Source organism: Faecalibacterium sp. BCRC 81149 (genome assembly GCF_022750605.1).
In the GTDB taxonomy this organism is placed as follows: Bacteria; Bacillota; Clostridia; order Oscillospirales; family Ruminococcaceae; genus Faecalibacterium; species Faecalibacterium duncaniae.
In genome coordinates this window covers 21,780-37,252 of the sequence record NZ_QXJA01000019.1, presented here as the reverse complement: position 1 = coordinate 37,252, position 15,473 = coordinate 21,780, and the positions used below count along the sequence as shown (strand labels likewise).

Annotated in this window: 18 protein-coding genes and 1 pseudogene; 2 read left to right on the top strand and 17 right to left on the bottom strand. The window is 52.9% G+C overall.

The genetic code is table 11. The annotated features are described in order from the left end of the window. Window positions 1-97: 97 nt before the first annotated feature. The 11 genes from D3F01_RS14625 to D3F01_RS14575 form a co-directional block, all read right to left on the bottom strand. Window positions 98-400 (bottom strand): DUF6054 family protein, encoded by a 303-nt coding sequence (locus D3F01_RS14625; protein WP_242889419.1) that lies wholly within the window; start codon window positions 398-400, stop codon window positions 98-100. A gap of 218 nt (window positions 401-618) precedes the next feature. Beyond that, window positions 619-822 (bottom strand): transposon-transfer assisting family protein, encoded by a 204-nt coding sequence (locus D3F01_RS14620; protein WP_015536785.1) that lies wholly within the window; start codon window positions 820-822, stop codon window positions 619-621. Next, on the bottom strand, window positions 812-1,327 hold the full coding sequence (locus D3F01_RS14615) for a YodL domain-containing protein (RefSeq protein ID WP_242889417.1): 516 nt from the start codon (window positions 1,325-1,327) through the stop codon (window positions 812-814). The genes D3F01_RS14620 and D3F01_RS14615 overlap by 11 nt, the downstream gene beginning before the upstream one ends. An 8-nt stretch (window positions 1,328-1,335) precedes the next feature. Beyond that, the gene (locus tag D3F01_RS14610) at window positions 1,336-2,223 is read right to left on the bottom strand and encodes an LPD16 domain-containing protein (protein WP_117930564.1); all 888 of its coding nucleotides are present in this window, start codon (window positions 2,221-2,223) and stop codon (window positions 1,336-1,338) included. After that, entirely contained in the window at window positions 2,223-4,295 is a 2,073-nt protein-coding gene (locus D3F01_RS14605) for a DNA topoisomerase 3 (protein ID WP_347568007.1), read from the bottom strand. Before D3F01_RS14605 ends, D3F01_RS14610 begins: the two co-directional genes overlap by 1 nt. A gap of 60 nt (window positions 4,296-4,355) precedes the next feature. After that, a complete protein-coding gene (locus D3F01_RS14600) occupies window positions 4,356-5,084 on the bottom strand; it encodes a DUF4366 domain-containing protein (RefSeq protein WP_242889413.1) in 729 nt (242 codons plus the stop codon). Beyond that, window positions 5,068-5,340: a DUF4315 family protein gene (locus D3F01_RS14595; protein ID WP_242889411.1), complete on the bottom strand. Its 273-nt coding sequence runs from the start codon at window positions 5,338-5,340 to the stop codon at window positions 5,068-5,070. Before D3F01_RS14595 ends, D3F01_RS14600 begins: the two co-directional genes overlap by 17 nt. Window positions 5,341-5,352: 12 nt before the next feature. Then, entirely contained in the window at window positions 5,353-7,092 is a 1,740-nt protein-coding gene (locus D3F01_RS14590) for a C40 family peptidase (RefSeq protein WP_223389538.1), read from the bottom strand. Beyond that, complete coding sequence (locus D3F01_RS14585) at window positions 7,085-9,454, bottom strand: VirB4-like conjugal transfer ATPase, CD1110 family (RefSeq protein WP_242889409.1); 2,370 nt, start codon at window positions 9,452-9,454, stop codon at window positions 7,085-7,087. The genes D3F01_RS14590 and D3F01_RS14585 overlap by 8 nt, the downstream gene beginning before the upstream one ends. After that, entirely contained in the window at window positions 9,429-9,791 is a 363-nt protein-coding gene (locus tag D3F01_RS14580) for a PrgI family protein (protein ID WP_223389542.1), read from the bottom strand. The genes D3F01_RS14585 and D3F01_RS14580 overlap by 26 nt, the downstream gene beginning before the upstream one ends. A 15-nt stretch (window positions 9,792-9,806) precedes the next feature. Further along, on the bottom strand, window positions 9,807-10,673 hold the full coding sequence (locus D3F01_RS14575) for a VirB6/TrbL-like conjugal transfer protein, CD1112 family (RefSeq protein ID WP_242889407.1): 867 nt from the start codon (window positions 10,671-10,673) through the stop codon (window positions 9,807-9,809). On the opposite strand from D3F01_RS14575, the gene D3F01_RS14570 reads away from it, so the two are divergent. Beyond that, a complete protein-coding gene (locus tag D3F01_RS14570) occupies window positions 10,612-10,782 on the top strand; it encodes a hypothetical protein (protein ID WP_242889405.1) in 171 nt (56 codons plus the stop codon). The genes D3F01_RS14575 and D3F01_RS14570 overlap by 62 nt on opposite strands. 119 nt (window positions 10,783-10,901) lie before the next feature. Here the strand turns inward: D3F01_RS14570 and D3F01_RS16055 are convergent. Continuing rightward, window positions 10,902-10,994 (bottom strand): annotated as a pseudogene (locus D3F01_RS16055) (Maff2 family protein); the annotation flags it as partial. A 90-nt stretch (window positions 10,995-11,084) separates the two neighbouring features. Next, window positions 11,085-12,695, bottom strand: coding sequence for a recombinase family protein (locus D3F01_RS14560; protein ID WP_098924870.1), 1,611 nt, complete (start codon window positions 12,693-12,695; stop codon window positions 11,085-11,087). A gap of 237 nt (window positions 12,696-12,932) precedes the next feature. Between D3F01_RS14560 and D3F01_RS14555 the strand changes: the two genes are divergently transcribed. Continuing rightward, a complete protein-coding gene (locus D3F01_RS14555) occupies window positions 12,933-13,283 on the top strand; it encodes a helix-turn-helix transcriptional regulator (protein ID WP_118651449.1) in 351 nt (116 codons plus the stop codon). A gap of 59 nt (window positions 13,284-13,342) precedes the next feature. Here the strand turns inward: D3F01_RS14555 and D3F01_RS14550 are convergent, their stop codons facing one another. From D3F01_RS14550 to D3F01_RS14535, 4 genes are read right to left on the bottom strand one after another with little or no spacing between them, the layout of a single operon-like run. Beyond that, on the bottom strand, window positions 13,343-13,540 hold the full coding sequence (locus tag D3F01_RS14550; RefSeq protein ID WP_118651447.1) for a transposon-encoded TnpW family protein: 198 nt from the start codon (window positions 13,538-13,540) through the stop codon (window positions 13,343-13,345). After that, window positions 13,537-14,391: an ATP-binding protein gene (locus D3F01_RS14545; protein ID WP_242889404.1), complete on the bottom strand. Its 855-nt coding sequence runs from the start codon at window positions 14,389-14,391 to the stop codon at window positions 13,537-13,539. Before D3F01_RS14545 ends, D3F01_RS14550 begins: the two co-directional genes overlap by 4 nt. Further along, window positions 14,388-15,131: a phage replisome organizer N-terminal domain-containing protein gene (locus D3F01_RS14540; protein WP_118651443.1), complete on the bottom strand. Its 744-nt coding sequence runs from the start codon at window positions 15,129-15,131 to the stop codon at window positions 14,388-14,390. The genes D3F01_RS14545 and D3F01_RS14540 overlap by 4 nt, the downstream gene beginning before the upstream one ends. Next, window positions 15,121-15,333 (bottom strand): hypothetical protein, encoded by a 213-nt coding sequence (locus D3F01_RS14535; protein WP_005927784.1) that lies wholly within the window; start codon window positions 15,331-15,333, stop codon window positions 15,121-15,123. The genes D3F01_RS14540 and D3F01_RS14535 overlap by 11 nt, the downstream gene beginning before the upstream one ends. Window positions 15,334-15,473 lie beyond the last annotated feature (140 nt).

The following is a 15,473-nucleotide window of genomic DNA, read 5'->3' as shown; positions in this document are numbered from 1 at the left end:
ATTTGAAATTAGAGCAAAGAAAAACATTCCAATAAAAAGCAGGAACAGGATTGGGAAAATGAAGCTGAATATAGCGTCAAACCATCCAAAAAACATTTTACTCCTCCAAAATTTCTTCCAGCAGGTCTTTTACATCGTTCAGAAAAGATTCTTCTCCGAGGGTGTTCACCTTGAAGAACACCGCTTGACTGCCTCCTGCGGTGATGGCAGACAGCCGGATCGGACTGTCTCCATTCTGGAACAGGGTCAGTGTCAGACTCAGGCGGTTGCCGCCCATCATGCTGTACCGTTCAAATACACGGACACTGCACCGGGCATCGCCCTCTTTGAAATCACTGCCTGCCTCTAAATCTGCCGACCAACTGCTGTCCGGGATTTCTTGTTCCAGCTTCCGAAGCAACTTGTCAAAGTTTTTGTTTCAGATGGTCTTTTCAAAGATTGCCATAATGGTTCCTCCGTTCTGACAATTAAAATTCAGTCCCTTATTTTTGATACGAGCAGAGCCACAGGAAAATTGCGGAGAAATCGCTTGAAGAGAGGAATTTTGTCTGATTTGATTATAGCATATCTTTTGGAAGAACAAAATACTTTATGTACGCCGCCCGCAGGCGGCAAAAATCAGTCCGGGGGAAATTCCAGTTCGGCAAACTCCGCATCGGTCAGCAGCTTCAGCTTTTCGATAACCCCCTCCGACAGTTCCCGCAGGGCAGTTTCATCGGGCATCAGGTAGCACTGCATGAGCCGCAGTTCGTGGACAAGCCCCATCCGGGTGCCGGTGTTGTAGAGCATCATCAGCATCAGCTCCTCATGGTTAAAGTTCATGTTCAGCCCTCACTTTCCGGCATACCGTGGGATTGCACTCCGGGGCATCGCACTTTTCTTTGAGATTTTGCAAAACAGAGGTACACTCTGGCTTTTTATCCAGAAATCCCGGCAGCTCCTTGAAGCCGATGCTGTCCACATAATGCACAGATATCTCGCCATTGCGTTTGAGTGCAATCACATCGCTGACGGACAGGCTGTGCCCCTCAAAATCCTGCGGACGGGAGAGGTTGAACATCTGAAACAGTTCTTCCAGAACCTCGTTGTCCGGCACATCCTGCCACATGGCGGGCAAATCAGCATAGTAGGTGACCTCATAATGCTCCGGGTCTGGCGTTTTGCCCCGACGATGCAGTTCCCGCATGGAAGCAAATCTTTCATCGAGGTTTTTTTCGTCATGCCGCAGCTGCATCACCATATAAACATCGCACCCTGCGTTCAGAAACTTCTGCGGGATGTCCGTCATGGGTTCACCGTCAAAATTCTGATCCCATTTTTGCTGCATCGTCCACCTCACAGTTCCGGTGCAGAACGTGCAGAGGATTTTGGCGCAGACGTATCACTTGCCAGTTCTGCCAGCTTTTCCAGTGTGGAAGGGCGATGGTCTGCACTCAGCTCCTCGGCTTCCGCAACTTTATCCATGACGGCATCGTAGTCCTGCAACAGCCGCCGCCCCTTTTCCATGTGGTGTGCTTCCAGAATCTGCTCACGGGCTTCCTGAATGGTCAGTTCCGGGGCATCCAATTGCCCGCCGTCCATCACGGAAAAATCGCTGTGGTAAATGGTGTAGTCCCATCCATCCTCACAGGACTGGATGGCAAGATAACCTTTGCCACCCAGTTCCCATGCGGCCTGCTCGTCCTGTGTCTGAATTTCGGGGTAGAAGTCAGCATGGTTCCGCTCCATGACCTCGGCAAACTGGCAGATGTGGAACACATTGCCCAGACCGCCCATGTCAAAGTGATAATCATCCAGATGTTCCACCCGTGCCGTAAAACTGCGCCCATCCGGGTAATCCACCTGAATCACGCCGCCATCTGGAATGCGATAGAGGTCATCATAGTGGCTGTTGATGAGACGAATATCCTTCGGCAGCGTTTCCGGCTCCCAGATGCGCCGTCTGCCGATGCCCGCCTGCGGGATGTTTTCGAGGATCTGTACGCTTTCCTGTTGGATGACCTTGCGGTCATCGTCCGAAAGTTCAAACAGATACCAGTTCCGGGCGGCAGAAATGGCGTTCCTGCCATCGGGCGGCAGGTTCTTTTCCGAGATCTGCCCGCTTTCCAGCGGCTCACCAGTTACCTTGTTGTAGGTGGCAAAGCCGACTCCTGCACCGTTTTCCCGGAGGTGGAGATAGCGTTCATCGTTGATAAGGTAAACCGCTTCTTTTTTCTGCTCCATCAGCAGCCACCTTCAAATTCCAGAGAAAACTTGCTGCGGCCATCGGGTTCGGTGCCCAGCAGCACGGTGGCGTTGTAGGTCTTGCCCTTAGCACTCTTGCAATCCTTCAGGCGGACACGCCCATCCCGCAGCAGCTTGTCCGCCATTCGGCCATCCAAACGCTTGCCCAGACGCTTAAAGAACGCATTGTCCTTCCACAGCACGAAACGGCACTCCCTATTCTCACAGAACCAGCCCTTTTCACGCTCCACGACAGGCTTCCCACAGTTCGGACAGACACCAATGATTTTGTTTTTCATAAGCGCATTCGCTCCCTTCGCAGCCTCGGTGGTCGTTACCAGCGAGGAGATCATCTCTTTGATTTCAGTCATAAATTCACTCGGCTCCATTTCGCTACGTTCGATTTGTAGCAATTTCGCTTCCCAGTCAGCCGTCATATCCGCAGACTGAATCTCTTCGGGCATTACGGTAATGAGGGCTTTTCCCTTATCCGTGGGCAGCAGCACCTTGGTTTTCTTGGTGCCCTTGCGTTCCAGAAAGCCCTTCTGCACCAGCTTTTCGATGGTGGCGGCTCTGGTTGCCGGGGTGCCGATGCCCTGACGTTCTACGCCCTCCGGCATACTGTCTGCACTGGCGGTTTCCATCGCATGAAGTAGAAGGTCCTCGGTGAAATGCTTTGGCGGAGACGTTTGACCATCTTTCAGTTCGACACCGGCAACGCTGCACTGGCTCTGCTCCTGCACATCGGGCAGAACAGCCGGTTCTTTCTGCTTGCCCAACAGTTCGCCCAGCATTTTCCGCTCCATGGCTCTCCATCCATCGGACAGCACCAACTTGCCTTTTGCGGAGAATTCCTCTCCGGCGCAGATGGTGGTGAGCGTAGTTTCTGCATAGCAGTGCGGTTCGCCCACAGCGCAGAGCAGCCGTGCGGCAATCAGCCGCAGGACATTCCGCTCCCCGGCAGGGAGGGCGGCAAGATCTGCGTTTGCCATGCTTTTCGTAGGCAGCAGCGCATGGTGGTCGGTGACTTTGCCGCCATTGATGACCTGCTGCACATGGATGGGAATCGGCTCCTCCACGGCAAACGCCCTGCCCGTGTCCGTCACCAGTCCCGGAAGGGAAGCCGCCATATCCTCCGTCAAAAACCGGCTGTCCGTGCGGGGGTAGGTGATAAGCCGCTTTTCGTAAAGGCTTTGGGCATAATCCAAGGTCTGCTGTGCCGTAAATCCCAGCAGACGGTTGGCATCCCGCTGCAATGCAGTAAGGTCATAGAGCTGCGGCGGGCTTTCGGATTTCTCCTTGCGTTCCATCTTCTGCACCGTGACACGCCCCTCCTTTCGGCATTTGGAAAGCAGCAGTTCGGCATCCGCTTTCTGGGCAAACCGCTTGCTGGATGCGGTGCCGCCGTCCGCAAGGGTCAGGGCAACCGTGTAGAATTTCTCCGGCACAAAGGCGGCAATGGCGGCTTCCCGCACCACCGTCATAGCAAGCACCGGGGTCATAACACGCCCCACCGCCAGCGGTTGACCATACAGACACGAAAAAAGCCGGGACGCATTGATGCCGACCATCCAGTCGGCACGTTCCCGGCAGAGAGCTGCATTGTACAGCGCATCGTATTCAGTTGACGGTTTGAGGTGGGCGAAGCCCTCCCGGATGGCGTTTTCCTCCATGCTGGACAGCCATAGGCGAGAAAAGGGCTTTTTGCAGCCTGCTTGCTGGTAGACAAGTCGGAAGATCAGTTCTCCCTCCCGGCCGGAATCGCAACTGTTCACGATGCTATCCACATCCGGGCGGTGCATCAGCTTTTGCAGGACACCAAATTGCTTTTTGGTGGACGCAGACACCAGATACTGCCACTTTTGCGGCAGGATGGGCAAGTCTGCGATGCTCCACTTGACGTATTTGGCATCGTAGATGTTGGGCGGTGCCAGTTCCACCAAGTGCCCCACGCACCAGCTTACCAGATAACCGTTGCCCTCAAGGTATCCATCCTGACGTTTGGTGGCACCGAGAACCTTGGCGTAGGACATGGCTACGGACGGTTTTTCCGCCACGATCAATTTTGCGATAAGAATCCCTCCAATCTGTTTCTGATTGCAATATGTACGGCGGCAAACGCCGCCTTAAAATCAGATGGGTTCGGTATCTTCCTCACCGGCTTCTTCCGGTTCATCCTCCACAGGAATTTCAAAATCGCCCTTGTCCTCGGTGTAGTTTGCATCGGGGTCAATGGCTTCTTTTTCTGCCTGCTTTTTCTGCTTCTGCTTCATAAAGGTGTAAATGCCACCGCCAGCAACCAAACCGACCAGAGCCAGAACGCCTAAGAATGTGGCAGCATACTTCGTAACTTTGCTGCCACCAGTCTGTTCAGAACCGGATGCCGCCGCTTCTTCCGCAGCGTTTTTCGCATCTTCCTCGGCCTGTTTGCGCTCCTGCTCTGCCTGCGCCGTCGCTTCCTTTTCAGCGGTGTAGGCATCGGCATCTTCTTCCATCAGTGCCAGCAGGTCGGCTTCGTCCACCAGATTCATAAAGTGAACAGTCTGCTGCCCCTTGGCGTTGCGGTCGATGACCAGATAGAACGTATTGCCGGACTTACTGACCAGCGTGATGAACTGCTGCCCGGAGCCGTCCGAATAATTGGTGTGGTAGTCATCCACCAGCGTCAGATTGCCCTCCGGGGTCAGTGCGCCGGAAGTTTCGTCCGTGACGGTAACAGCATCTTCTTCGCTGCTGTCCGTCAGGACAGGCTGCTCGACTTCTTCAACAGGCTCGCCGACATAGGCAAATGCGGGAGCCGCCATACCGACACATAGCACTGCCGACAGCAGCAGTGCGCCGACCTTATTCATCATCTTCATCCGAATCTTCCTCCTTGTTGAACGTGGCACCGACTGCGGACAGCGCAGCCGGGTTCGGGGTGGTGGTGGCTGACTGCCGCAGCAGGGCGGCGAGCTGTTCCGGCGTGACCTTGGCCGTGCGCACCATCTCGTTGACCTCGGCGGCTTCGGCCTCCTGAATCCGCCGCTCCAGACTTTCGATGCGATTGTTGATCTTGATGCGCCGTTCCTTCTCTTTTTCCAGTGAAGCGCGCAGTTTATCGAGTTTTTCGCTCATATTGTCCTCCTGTTATTTGGATAGCCGCCCGAATCCTGACAGGTATTTCTGCCAGTAGGACGAGTGGATATTGGCGTACTTGATGGGGTCTCCGGCACTGACCATCATACCGTTTCCGAGATATATTCCAGTATGGCTCATGCCGGGGGTGTCGTAGGTGCCTTTGAAGAAAACCAGATCTCCGGGCTTTGCTTCTGCTTCGGAGATGTGCTGGCATTTATTCCAAAGACCGTTGGCCGTGGTGCGCCCGACATTGTAGCCGTTCTGGTTGTAAACCCAACAGACGTAGCCGCTGCAATCGAAGCCGGTTTCCGGGGTGGAGCCGCCCCACACATAGGGCGTACCCACATACTTTTGGGCTTCCTTGTAGATGGCGGCAAATTCGCTGTCGGTCAGTGCTTCTGCCGGCACCTGATAGTCGATGCCCGGTGCGCCGGAGCCATCGGAGCCACCGGGCGGCAGACCGCCGTTGAACAGGTAGGGTCTGCCACCCAAGGTATCCTGAAAGATCTCGTACCGTTTCCACTGGTCGTTGTCCAGTTCCTCCCGGATGACTACCTCCAAGCCACGGTTCACCAGCTTGGTGTGGAAGATGCGGTACTCATAGGGCACCTGCGTAGGAATTGGGATTCCTGCCGGGCTGATGACCCACACGGTCTTATACCGTATCTGCACCTCCACCCATGTGGTCAGCTTGTACTGCTTCTTGAAGGTTTCCTTCAGCTTGCCCTGTACCTCCGACCGGGTGTAATCGTCATACAGAGTCGTGAGAAAAGAGGTCAACTGCCACGGGTCATGCTCGATGGCATCCAAATGATACTGATACTCGTTGTAGCCGGGGTGGTCGGTGGGGATGCGCTTGATCTTTTTGTCCAGTTCCTTTTCCAACTTCTTGTAGTCCTGTTCTGCACCACGAATATCCCGGTCCTCGGCAGAGTACATGGTCTGCCCGGATACCTGCGTGGTGCCAGAGAACAGAATGGAACAGGACGAAAACGCTGACATGACCAGCAGCAGGAGCAAAAGAAAAACGCCCACGATCAAAAGAACGTGCGCGTTGCTCTTTGCAAAATTGGCAATGCCGTTGACTGCGGTGCTGACCACCGATCTTCCTTTGTTGATGACCTGCTCCATGCCGGACTTTGCAGCATTGGTGCCATTGGATGCCGCTTTACCGCCTGCGGTCTGCGCCGCCGTGCCCGAACGGGCGGCGGCACGGTAGCTTTTCTGAATATCCTGTTTCTGCCGCCACCGGGAAAGCCAGTTGGAGCCGCCCTCGCAGGTTCTGGATGCACCTGCATCCTGTGCCGCAGTCGGCTCCCGTGCAGAAAATTTTGCGGTTTTGGTGCCCTTCTTGTCCTGCATCTTGGCTTTCTTTTTCAGCTTCCGGGCGTATCTGTTCTTGGAAATATCCCGGACATTTCCTGCCGCCTTTTCGCCCTCGCTCAACGCTTGCACGCCGACGTTTTCATCCTCGTACTGGTCAATCTCCCGATGTGCCGCAGATCGGGCGGCAGCAGCGGCATACATAGCACGTTTCTGCTGCTTTGTCATGCGGGATGCTTCATCCGGGGTGATCTCGGCTTTGCCAAAACGCAGGTGCTGCGCCTTTTCCGCAGCTTTATCTGCGTCCAGTTTCAGCTTCTGCTTTTTGGGCTTAGACTGCTCCACTTTGGACTTTTTCGGAGGAGAGCGCGTGGCCGTGCGCTCCTTTTCCTCCTCGAATTTCAGCTTCGGCTGTTTCTCACTCATGCTTTTGCGCCTCCGCAACTTCGGAAAGGCGGGTCGTAAGGATGCGGTAGAGTTCAAGGTCTTTCGGGAAGTGGTCAACAAAAGGCAGGATCACGTTACCGAAAAACAGCAGCCCTTCACCTTCGCCGGAGTGGGTCACATAGGAAAGCTGATGGGGCGAAATGTTCAGCTGCTTCGCCAAAATCTGCCGGTCTCCGTTGGCTTGATTGAGCATATACACAAAGTCCGAGTTCTCAAAAATATTTGATACTTCGGGACTTGCCAGCAGATCTTTGACGTTCTGCGTTAGGGCTGTCGGGATGCCGCCCCACTTACGAAAACGCTTCCAAATTTCAACGCTGTATGCCGCAGTTTGCTCCTCTTTCAGCAAAAGGTGGAACTCGTCTGCATAGTACCGGGTGGATTTTCCGGCTTCACGGTTGGCAGTCACACGCCCCCACACGGCATCCTGCACGATGAGCATACCGAGTTTCTTCAACTGTTTGCCAAGCTGCTTGATATCAAAACAGACGATGCGGTTATTGATATCCACGTTGGTGTGGTGGTTAAAGATGTTCAGACTGCCCTTGACGTAGATTTCCAGCGCAGCCGCCACATGGCGGGCTTCCGGTTCATCTTGCGTCAGCAGGGCGTTGTACAGATCTTCCAACAGCGGCATATTTTCCGGGATGGGATTCTCGAAATACTTGCGATAGATCACATGGACGCAGCGGTCAATGACCGTCTTTTCCACCGGCTGCAACCCCTCTTTGCCGCCGACCACCAGTTCGCACAGGGACAGTACAAAGTCGGCTTTCAGAGCCAGAGGGTTATCCTCTTCCGAGTAGTTGCTGTTGATGTCCATCGGGTTGATATACTGGGTGCTGGCAGGGCTGATGTGGATGACCTGCCCATGCAGACGCTCCACCAGCGGAGCGTACTCACATTCCGGGTCGCAGATGATAATATCATCGTCCGTCACGAGGAACGCATTGCAGATCTCACGCTTTGCGCTGAAGGATTTACCGGAACCGGGAGTGCCCAAAATCAGACCGTTGGGGTTCTTCAGCTTTTTGCGGTCAACCATAATCAGGTTGTTGGACAGGGCGTTCAAGCCATAATACAGGCTTTCCTTGCCGTTGTCGAACAGTTCCTGCGTGGTAAACGGCACAAAAATTGCCGTACTGCTGGTGGTCAGGCCGCGCTGGATCTCGATCTGGCAGTCTGCCAGCGGCAGGCTGCTCATCAGCCCCTGCTCCTGCTGAAAATCAAGGCGGCATAATTCGCAGTTGTGCTTCTGGGCAATGCTGACCGCCTGAAACACGTTGGTTTCCAGTTCCTGCTCGGTTTTGCCGGTGTTCAGAACAAGGAATGTCACCAGAAACATTCTCTCGTTCTGGCTCTGCAATTCCTTCAAAAGTGCCTTGGCATCTCTGCCGTAGGTTGCTAAATCGGACGGCAGCACGTCCATGTCGTATCCGGCGCGGACGGCTTTTTTCTGCTCCTCGATCTTGCTGCGGTCGAGTTCGGTGATGGTGTGCTTGATGGTTTTGATGGCCTTATTCTGGTCAACGGACTGGATGTGCATGGTAACGATCTGGCTGGAATCCATATCAAGGAAATCCTTCAAAAGCTGGTCGCTCAGGTCAGAAGCCGTAATATTCAGGAAGCTGACCGCCCCGAAGATGCCGCCCATCTGAAAGGTACGGCTGTTCTTAAACGCCAGCGCAGTGGGGGCAATGGCATCCTTTACGGACAGACCACTGGGCACAAGGTCTTTCCAGTTGAAGTGGAACTTGTTGGCTCCATCCATGTTCAGCATCCCATGCATCAGCCGCAGACGCTCCGTACCGTCCAGCGGCTTTGCCAGAACGCCTAACCTGTGAAAGTTGTTCATCAGGTCGTTCTGGATGTGCTCCAACCGAGGTTTGACCTGTTCCATGCTGTCGCCCTCGATGCCGTAGGTCAGGAATTTGGTCTTGGTCAGACCATTGTTGCCCTTGGAAAGCTGCTGCCGCAACATCTGGCTGTACTCGGCGCGCACATCGTCAAAGCCATCCTGCTGGTACGGGATGCGGATGGACTTTTCAAAGTCTGCGGAATCGGTGGCGGTATTCACAAAGGACAGCTCAAAGTGGATAGAGCTGTCGAAAAAGTTGAGAAAACTGCACCATTCCTCAAAGATAGCGGTCTTGTCCTCCTGCTGCGCGAGCTGATAATTGATGTCCTGATACTGGATGGTGCGGGTGTAGTAGCCGGGACGGATACGGAAGGTACCGTCCTCAAACATCCGCTGGAACGGGATGCTTTCCTGTGCCGTGCGGGGCACTGTGGGCTTGGGCGGCTTTTTGCCGTCTTTATTCTTTTTCAGAAACGGAATCATGGGCGTCATCTCCCTTCACAAGCAGTGCATAGTAATTGCGGGTCTGGTACGGACGCACCTTCGGACGAACAAAACGCGCCTGAAGGTAGTACCGCAGGATCTTTTCGGCGGGCTGACCGTTCTTCTGGTACATGGCCAGAAAAAACATGGGCAGCATGACCGCCATCATGCCGAGGGTAGCGCCGGAATTGCCTGCGGTATCCCGCAGGACAAAGAACAGCGGCACCCCTACGACTGCCGCTGCACCAAAACAGACGAGCTGCCGGGCGGTCAAATTGAAGGCTACTTTGGACTTCACCTTGCTGAAATCGCGCGGCACGGAAATATAAGCTGCCAAAATTTCACCTCCGAATCAATGGGCACCCAGCAGAGTTTTGGCGACAGAGCTGGTCTTGAACAGCGAGAAGCAGAGCAGCACGGTATACCCCACGATGCTCCAGATCGAGTTGATGGCATCCCCGGATATTGCAACATTCTGAAGCAGAACCGCGTAAATCGCCACGCAGATGAGGATGAGGAAACCCTGAAATCCCAATGCAAACAGGGACTTCAGGTAGTTCTGTCCTACATGGGATTGCTCGTGGTTGCCCCATGTTGCCATGGGAACCGGGGCAAGGCTGACCATCATGTAGATCTCAATCATTCTTCCATAGACGATGACGAAAATCACGATGGACAGGATGCGCATAGTGATGCCGATGAAGAAGGACTGCAAGAACAGTCCGAACAAGGGTCCTACGTCCATCTGCATCATGCTGGATTGCAACATGGAAAGCCCGATGTCGTTCACCCGCGTGTTGCCAGAAATAATGTCGCTGGAATTTGCCACCACCTGCTGCGTCACGTCAAACACCGCCATGATGATGTCAAACGTATTCGAGATCATCCAGACCGAAATGGCAGTTTTGAAAATCCACTTCAAAATCAATGCCGGTTCAAACTGTGCCATATTGTTGTGTTCAGTAATCATCTGAATCAATTCATAGCAAGCAATAAAGGTCAAAATCACGCCTGCAATGGGCAGCACCACATTCCGGGAGAGTGCTTCGATCATAGCGAAAACGCGCGGTTCAAAACTGGATGGTTTGGTGCCGACTTGCTGGGCGATGCCGCCCACTTGGGTGTTCACATCATCGAACAGGCCGGAAAGATTGGACATGATTGCCGCTGTCAGCAGTGACTTTATCCAATCAGAGATCGCTTTGAGAACTGTTTCCACTCAGCGCCACCACCCATCAGGAAAAATGATTGATCAGGGTCTTGAGCAGGTTGAGCAGAAAAATAAGGTGAGTCAAAATCTGCATAATAGCACCGTCCTTTCAGAATAAAGGTGAATATTCGATTTGCAATGCGTTTCCTCTTTATAATAAGAATCCGTTTGCCACGGAGGGGCTGGAAACACTTGCAAGTAAATATGTACGGGGCGGCAATCGCCGCCCGGAAAAGATCAGCCGAACAGACCGCTCAGCAGGGGAATCAGGGTGATACCAATCAGGGCAACACCGCCGCCAGCCATGAGCTGCTTCATGCCCTGACTCTTTACTGATGTGTGATAAAGAAGTAATAGAAGTGTAAAAAATTTTGCCGTTCCTATCCGGCACTTGCGCATTGTGTCGGATAGGTCGGGCGTTTATTCGGGCAAGTCCACCTTGCCAACAAAAGAATAATAAATCTCAATGTCCTGTCTGCGGGTCTTGTTCTCGTCATAGCTGCACTCATGCACAACGATTTTCTCTACAAACTCCCGCAGCAGAGTAGGGGTAAGTTCTTCAAAGCTGGTATGCCGCCGGACAACATTCATAAACTTTTCTGCGTTCACGGTGGCTTCCTGTGCTTTGGAAAGCTCCGCTTGGATAGCAGCGGCTCTTTCTTTCAGTTCCCGTTGTTCTGCTTCATAGTCTGCCGACAGTTCTGTGAAACGCTCGTCTGATATGCGCCCGGTCACGCTGTCCTCATACAGCCGCTTGAAGATAGCGGATAACTCGGCTATGCGTTTCTCGGCGGCTTCCAGTTCCTTTTTCTTGGCGGCGTTCCTGCGTTTGCCCCCGTCCTCGTTCTGCTCAATCAAGAGCTTCATAAACCGGGCTTCATGCTTTGCCGCATAGCTGGTCACTTTCCGCAGATTGGAGAGTACACCGGCGGTCAAGAGGTCGGTGCGGATAAAGTGCGCCGTACAGTCATGGGTGCGCTTCTTGTAGTTGCCGCAGATATAACAGTCCTGCTTGCGCTTGTCCGTCTGGTATCGCTGCTGATACATGACGCTGCCGCAGTCTGCACAGAACAGTATACCAGAGAACAAGCCCACTTCATCATAGCGGTTGGGGCGTTTACGCTGCTTGCGTAGCTCCTGCACCCGTTCCCATGTCTGAGTGTCTATGATAGGCTCGTGGTGGTTCTCGAAAATCACTTGCTTTTCCAGGGGATTTTCTACACTGTGCTTGACTTTGTAAGAGAGTTTTTCCGTCTTGAAGTTTACCAGACAGCCCGTGTATTCCCGGTTTTCAAGGATATGCACAACGGTATTGGTCGCCCACTTGCACTCATAGCCGGGGTGGTAGCGGCGGGTGCTGCCCGTCCTGCGGTATTCCAGCGTCCCCGGCGTTGGGATTTGCTGCTCTGTGAGCATACGGGCAATCTTGGTCGGACCATTCCCGGCAAGACAGAGGTTGTATATCTGCTTGACTACGGGTGCGGCTTCCTCGTCAATGATGAAATTTTCGTCCTCGTCCATGAGGTAGCCATACACAGGCTTGCTTGTGATAGGCTTGCCACTCATGCCTTTTGAGCGTTTCACTGCTTTGATTTTCTTGCTCGTATCTCTCACCAGCCATTCGTTAAAGATATTCCGCAGCGGGGCAAAGTCATTGTCGCCCTGTGCGCTGTCCACTCCGTCATTGATAGCAATGAAGCGGACGCCTTTCTGTGGGAAAATCATTTCTGTGTACATTCCCACTTGTAGGTAGTTTCGCCCTAACCTCGACATATCCTTGACGATAACTGTCCCGACTTTTCCGGCTTCAATGTCCGCAAGCATGGCTTGAAAACCGGGTCTTTGAAAGTTCGCACCAGAATAACCGTCGTCCGTGTACCAGCGCAGATTGGAAAAGCCGTTCTGCTTTGCATAGGTTTCAAGGATACGCTTCTGGTTGGATATGGAGTTGCTTTCGCCTTGCAGCTCGTCCTCATGGGAAAGTCTTGGGTAAAGGGCGGTAATTGGTTGTTGGTTGGTCTGTCTTAACATAAAATCCTCCGTTTCCGACAGCCAGCCCCACTATTCCGTACCTTGATTGTACCACATGGGGCGGCTGTCTGTATAGCGGCAAAAGCGTCAAATCCGCTTCTTTATGGTCGGTAAAAAGACGATTTTCTGTGTGTGGCTTGTCGTGCAACCTGTTTGCAACTTATTTTTGCGCAATAGTTGGTAGAAGCAACCTATTCTTTTTGCTAAAATATAGCCATAAGAAAGAAGATGGTGTATATGAAGATTTCAGCAATTACAAGCACTATCGCAATATTTTTTTCACTTCTCATTCTCGTAGCCTTTGTAACGCTGATTGTTCTTATTATCCGGGCACTTTTGAAATACTTAAAATCAAAAGAAGTCCGAGATGAGAAAAAGGTTATTAAAAGGTCATTAGGTGAAGCTCTAAAATTTCATCGTACCCGGTGCAAAATGACGCAAGAGTTTGTCGCTGAAACGATTGGTGTTAGTCGTCAAGCTGTGTCAAAGTGGGAGAAAGGAGATTCTGACCCCAGCACATCTAATCTATTTGCACTCGCAAAATTATACGGGATTTCTGTTGAAGAACTTTTAAAGGAAGTAGAGTAATCACTACTTTTGGAAAAGCGGTCATGCTTCCCGGCGTGACCGCTTTTCCATGTCATCACTTATGCGCTGAATGGTGGCGTATGTCCGGCAGCAGCTTCCGCTTCCAGCACTTTCATCATCTTGTCGGCTGCGGTGTCGGTTGCGCCCTGCTTGAAGAAGCCGGAAACGGTAAGGACGGAGTTGCCCATGCGGATTTCCGTCACACAGTCCGGGCGGCGGTCTGTTTTGATAGTGCTTGTCTGTTTGGTTTCTGTCATAGGCTCTCCTTTCGCTGCTTCATCAGTTGCTTTAATCGTTCCAGCTTTTCCTGTGCGGTTTCCTTTCGGAAGTTGCTGCCCGTGAAGCGGACAGGGGCACACATGGAAGTCAGCCTGTCATAGATGCGGGCGTGGGGCGTGTCCTGCGGGTGCTGCAATTCCTCCAGCGTGAGGTTGGTCGTGGCGATCAGCGGCTTGCCGCTTCGGTAACGGCTGTCAATCACGCTGTAAACCTGTTCCAGCCCGTATTCTGTCCCTCGCTCCATACCGAAATCATCAAGTATCAGCAGGGGGTAGCTGCAAAGGCGGGAAATATATTCGTTCCTGCCCTCAAAGCTGGCGGCAAGGTCACCCAGTATCGTTGCAAAGTTTGTCATGCGAACGGCAACCTCTTTTTCCATAAGGGCGTTGGCGATACAGGCGGCAAGGTAGCTTTTTCCTGTCCCCACACCGCCCCAGAACAGGTAGCCGATATTTTCAGCCTGCATGGTTTCCCAGCTATCCACATAAAAGCGGGCGGTTTCGGTCTGTGGGTTTCTGCCGTTGTCATGCTCAAATGTCCAGTTCCGCATAGCGGGGTCGGTAAAGCCCCGGCGTTTCAAGTCCTCCACTGTTTCAAGGTGCTTCTGTCGGCTTTCGGCGGCTTGCTGCTTTTCACGGGCTGCCCGCTGGCAGTCGCAGTCTGTTGGGTGGCGGTCACGCCCGAAACAAATCTTTCCCTCTGCAAAGTAGGCTTCTTTGGGCGTATGGCACTTGCCGCAGTATAAAAGCCCGTCCTCGCCTGTGTAGTCCTCCGCTTCGGCGGTAGTGGTTGTAATGTCCGTAATCATAGCTTCAATCTCGTTTTTCATAAGCTCTCGCCCTCCTTGCATGAATAATCGGGTATGCCCTGTTTCGGGGCAGCCTTGCCTTTGGCAGCGTCCTCCTGCGCCCACTTGTAAATGGTGGCTGCATGGCTGTGGTACTGCTTCCCGGTGGAAGCGATATGGCAGGAAAGCCTGTCAATATAATACTCCCACTTGTCGGGCAGCTCTGTTTTCAGCCCGGAAAGCTCTGTATCGGTCAGTGTCACATTGTTGTATCTGCCATAAGCAGCGGGGGCGGGGTGTCCCGTTTCTCCCTCTCTCTCTTTTTCTATCTCTTTCTCTAACTCTATCTCTATCTCTGGTGGACGAATGTCGGACAAATGTCCGCCTTTTGTCCGGGGCGGTAAAAGTGCCTTGTTTTCCAGCCTTGCAGCCCGTTTTCGCTCGGCTTCGGTAGAGGACTGTCCTATCATCAGCTCAATGTCGGTCATATAGAAAGCCCCGCTGTCAAGCTGCTCCACAAGCCCCAACTGCCGGAAAATCTCTAAAGCCCTCTCAACTGTCCCTATCTGGTGGCGGGTCAGTGTCGCTATCATCTGTGCTGTGTAGGGGATATGCTCGTCAAGCTGCAATTTCCCGCCGTTTTTCAGCGATTTTAAGTACAGCTTCAAGAGGATATTGGAATATAAAATCCCGTCTTTCATATCTTCCAGCAGCACAATGGAGTCGCTGTCAAAAAAGTTCTCTTTCAGCTTGAGGTAGTAATATTTGCGGTTATCTGCCATTGTCCCTGTCCTCCTTTTTCCGGCGTTTGGAGTAGTAGCGGGGGCAGAGTATGATAACCGCCCGGAAGCTCTGCTTGCAGCTATGGGTACAGCCCCGGCAGAGGTCGTTGTATGTGATACGGTCGCAGGTGGTATTCCCGACTTTTACTTGCCGCAGGAAAAAAGACCATTCCAGCCGCCGTTTCTTGCTCATTCTTGGCATGGGTGCGCTCCTTTCTGCCGTTTCCGCTGGTGTGGCGGTATCGGCGATAATTCTGTATCATCTCGGTATCATTTTCGGGGTTTTTCTGCCCTGTAAGCCTGTTAAAAAATCCTTTGGTATTGCGGATAGGGTACGGGGCA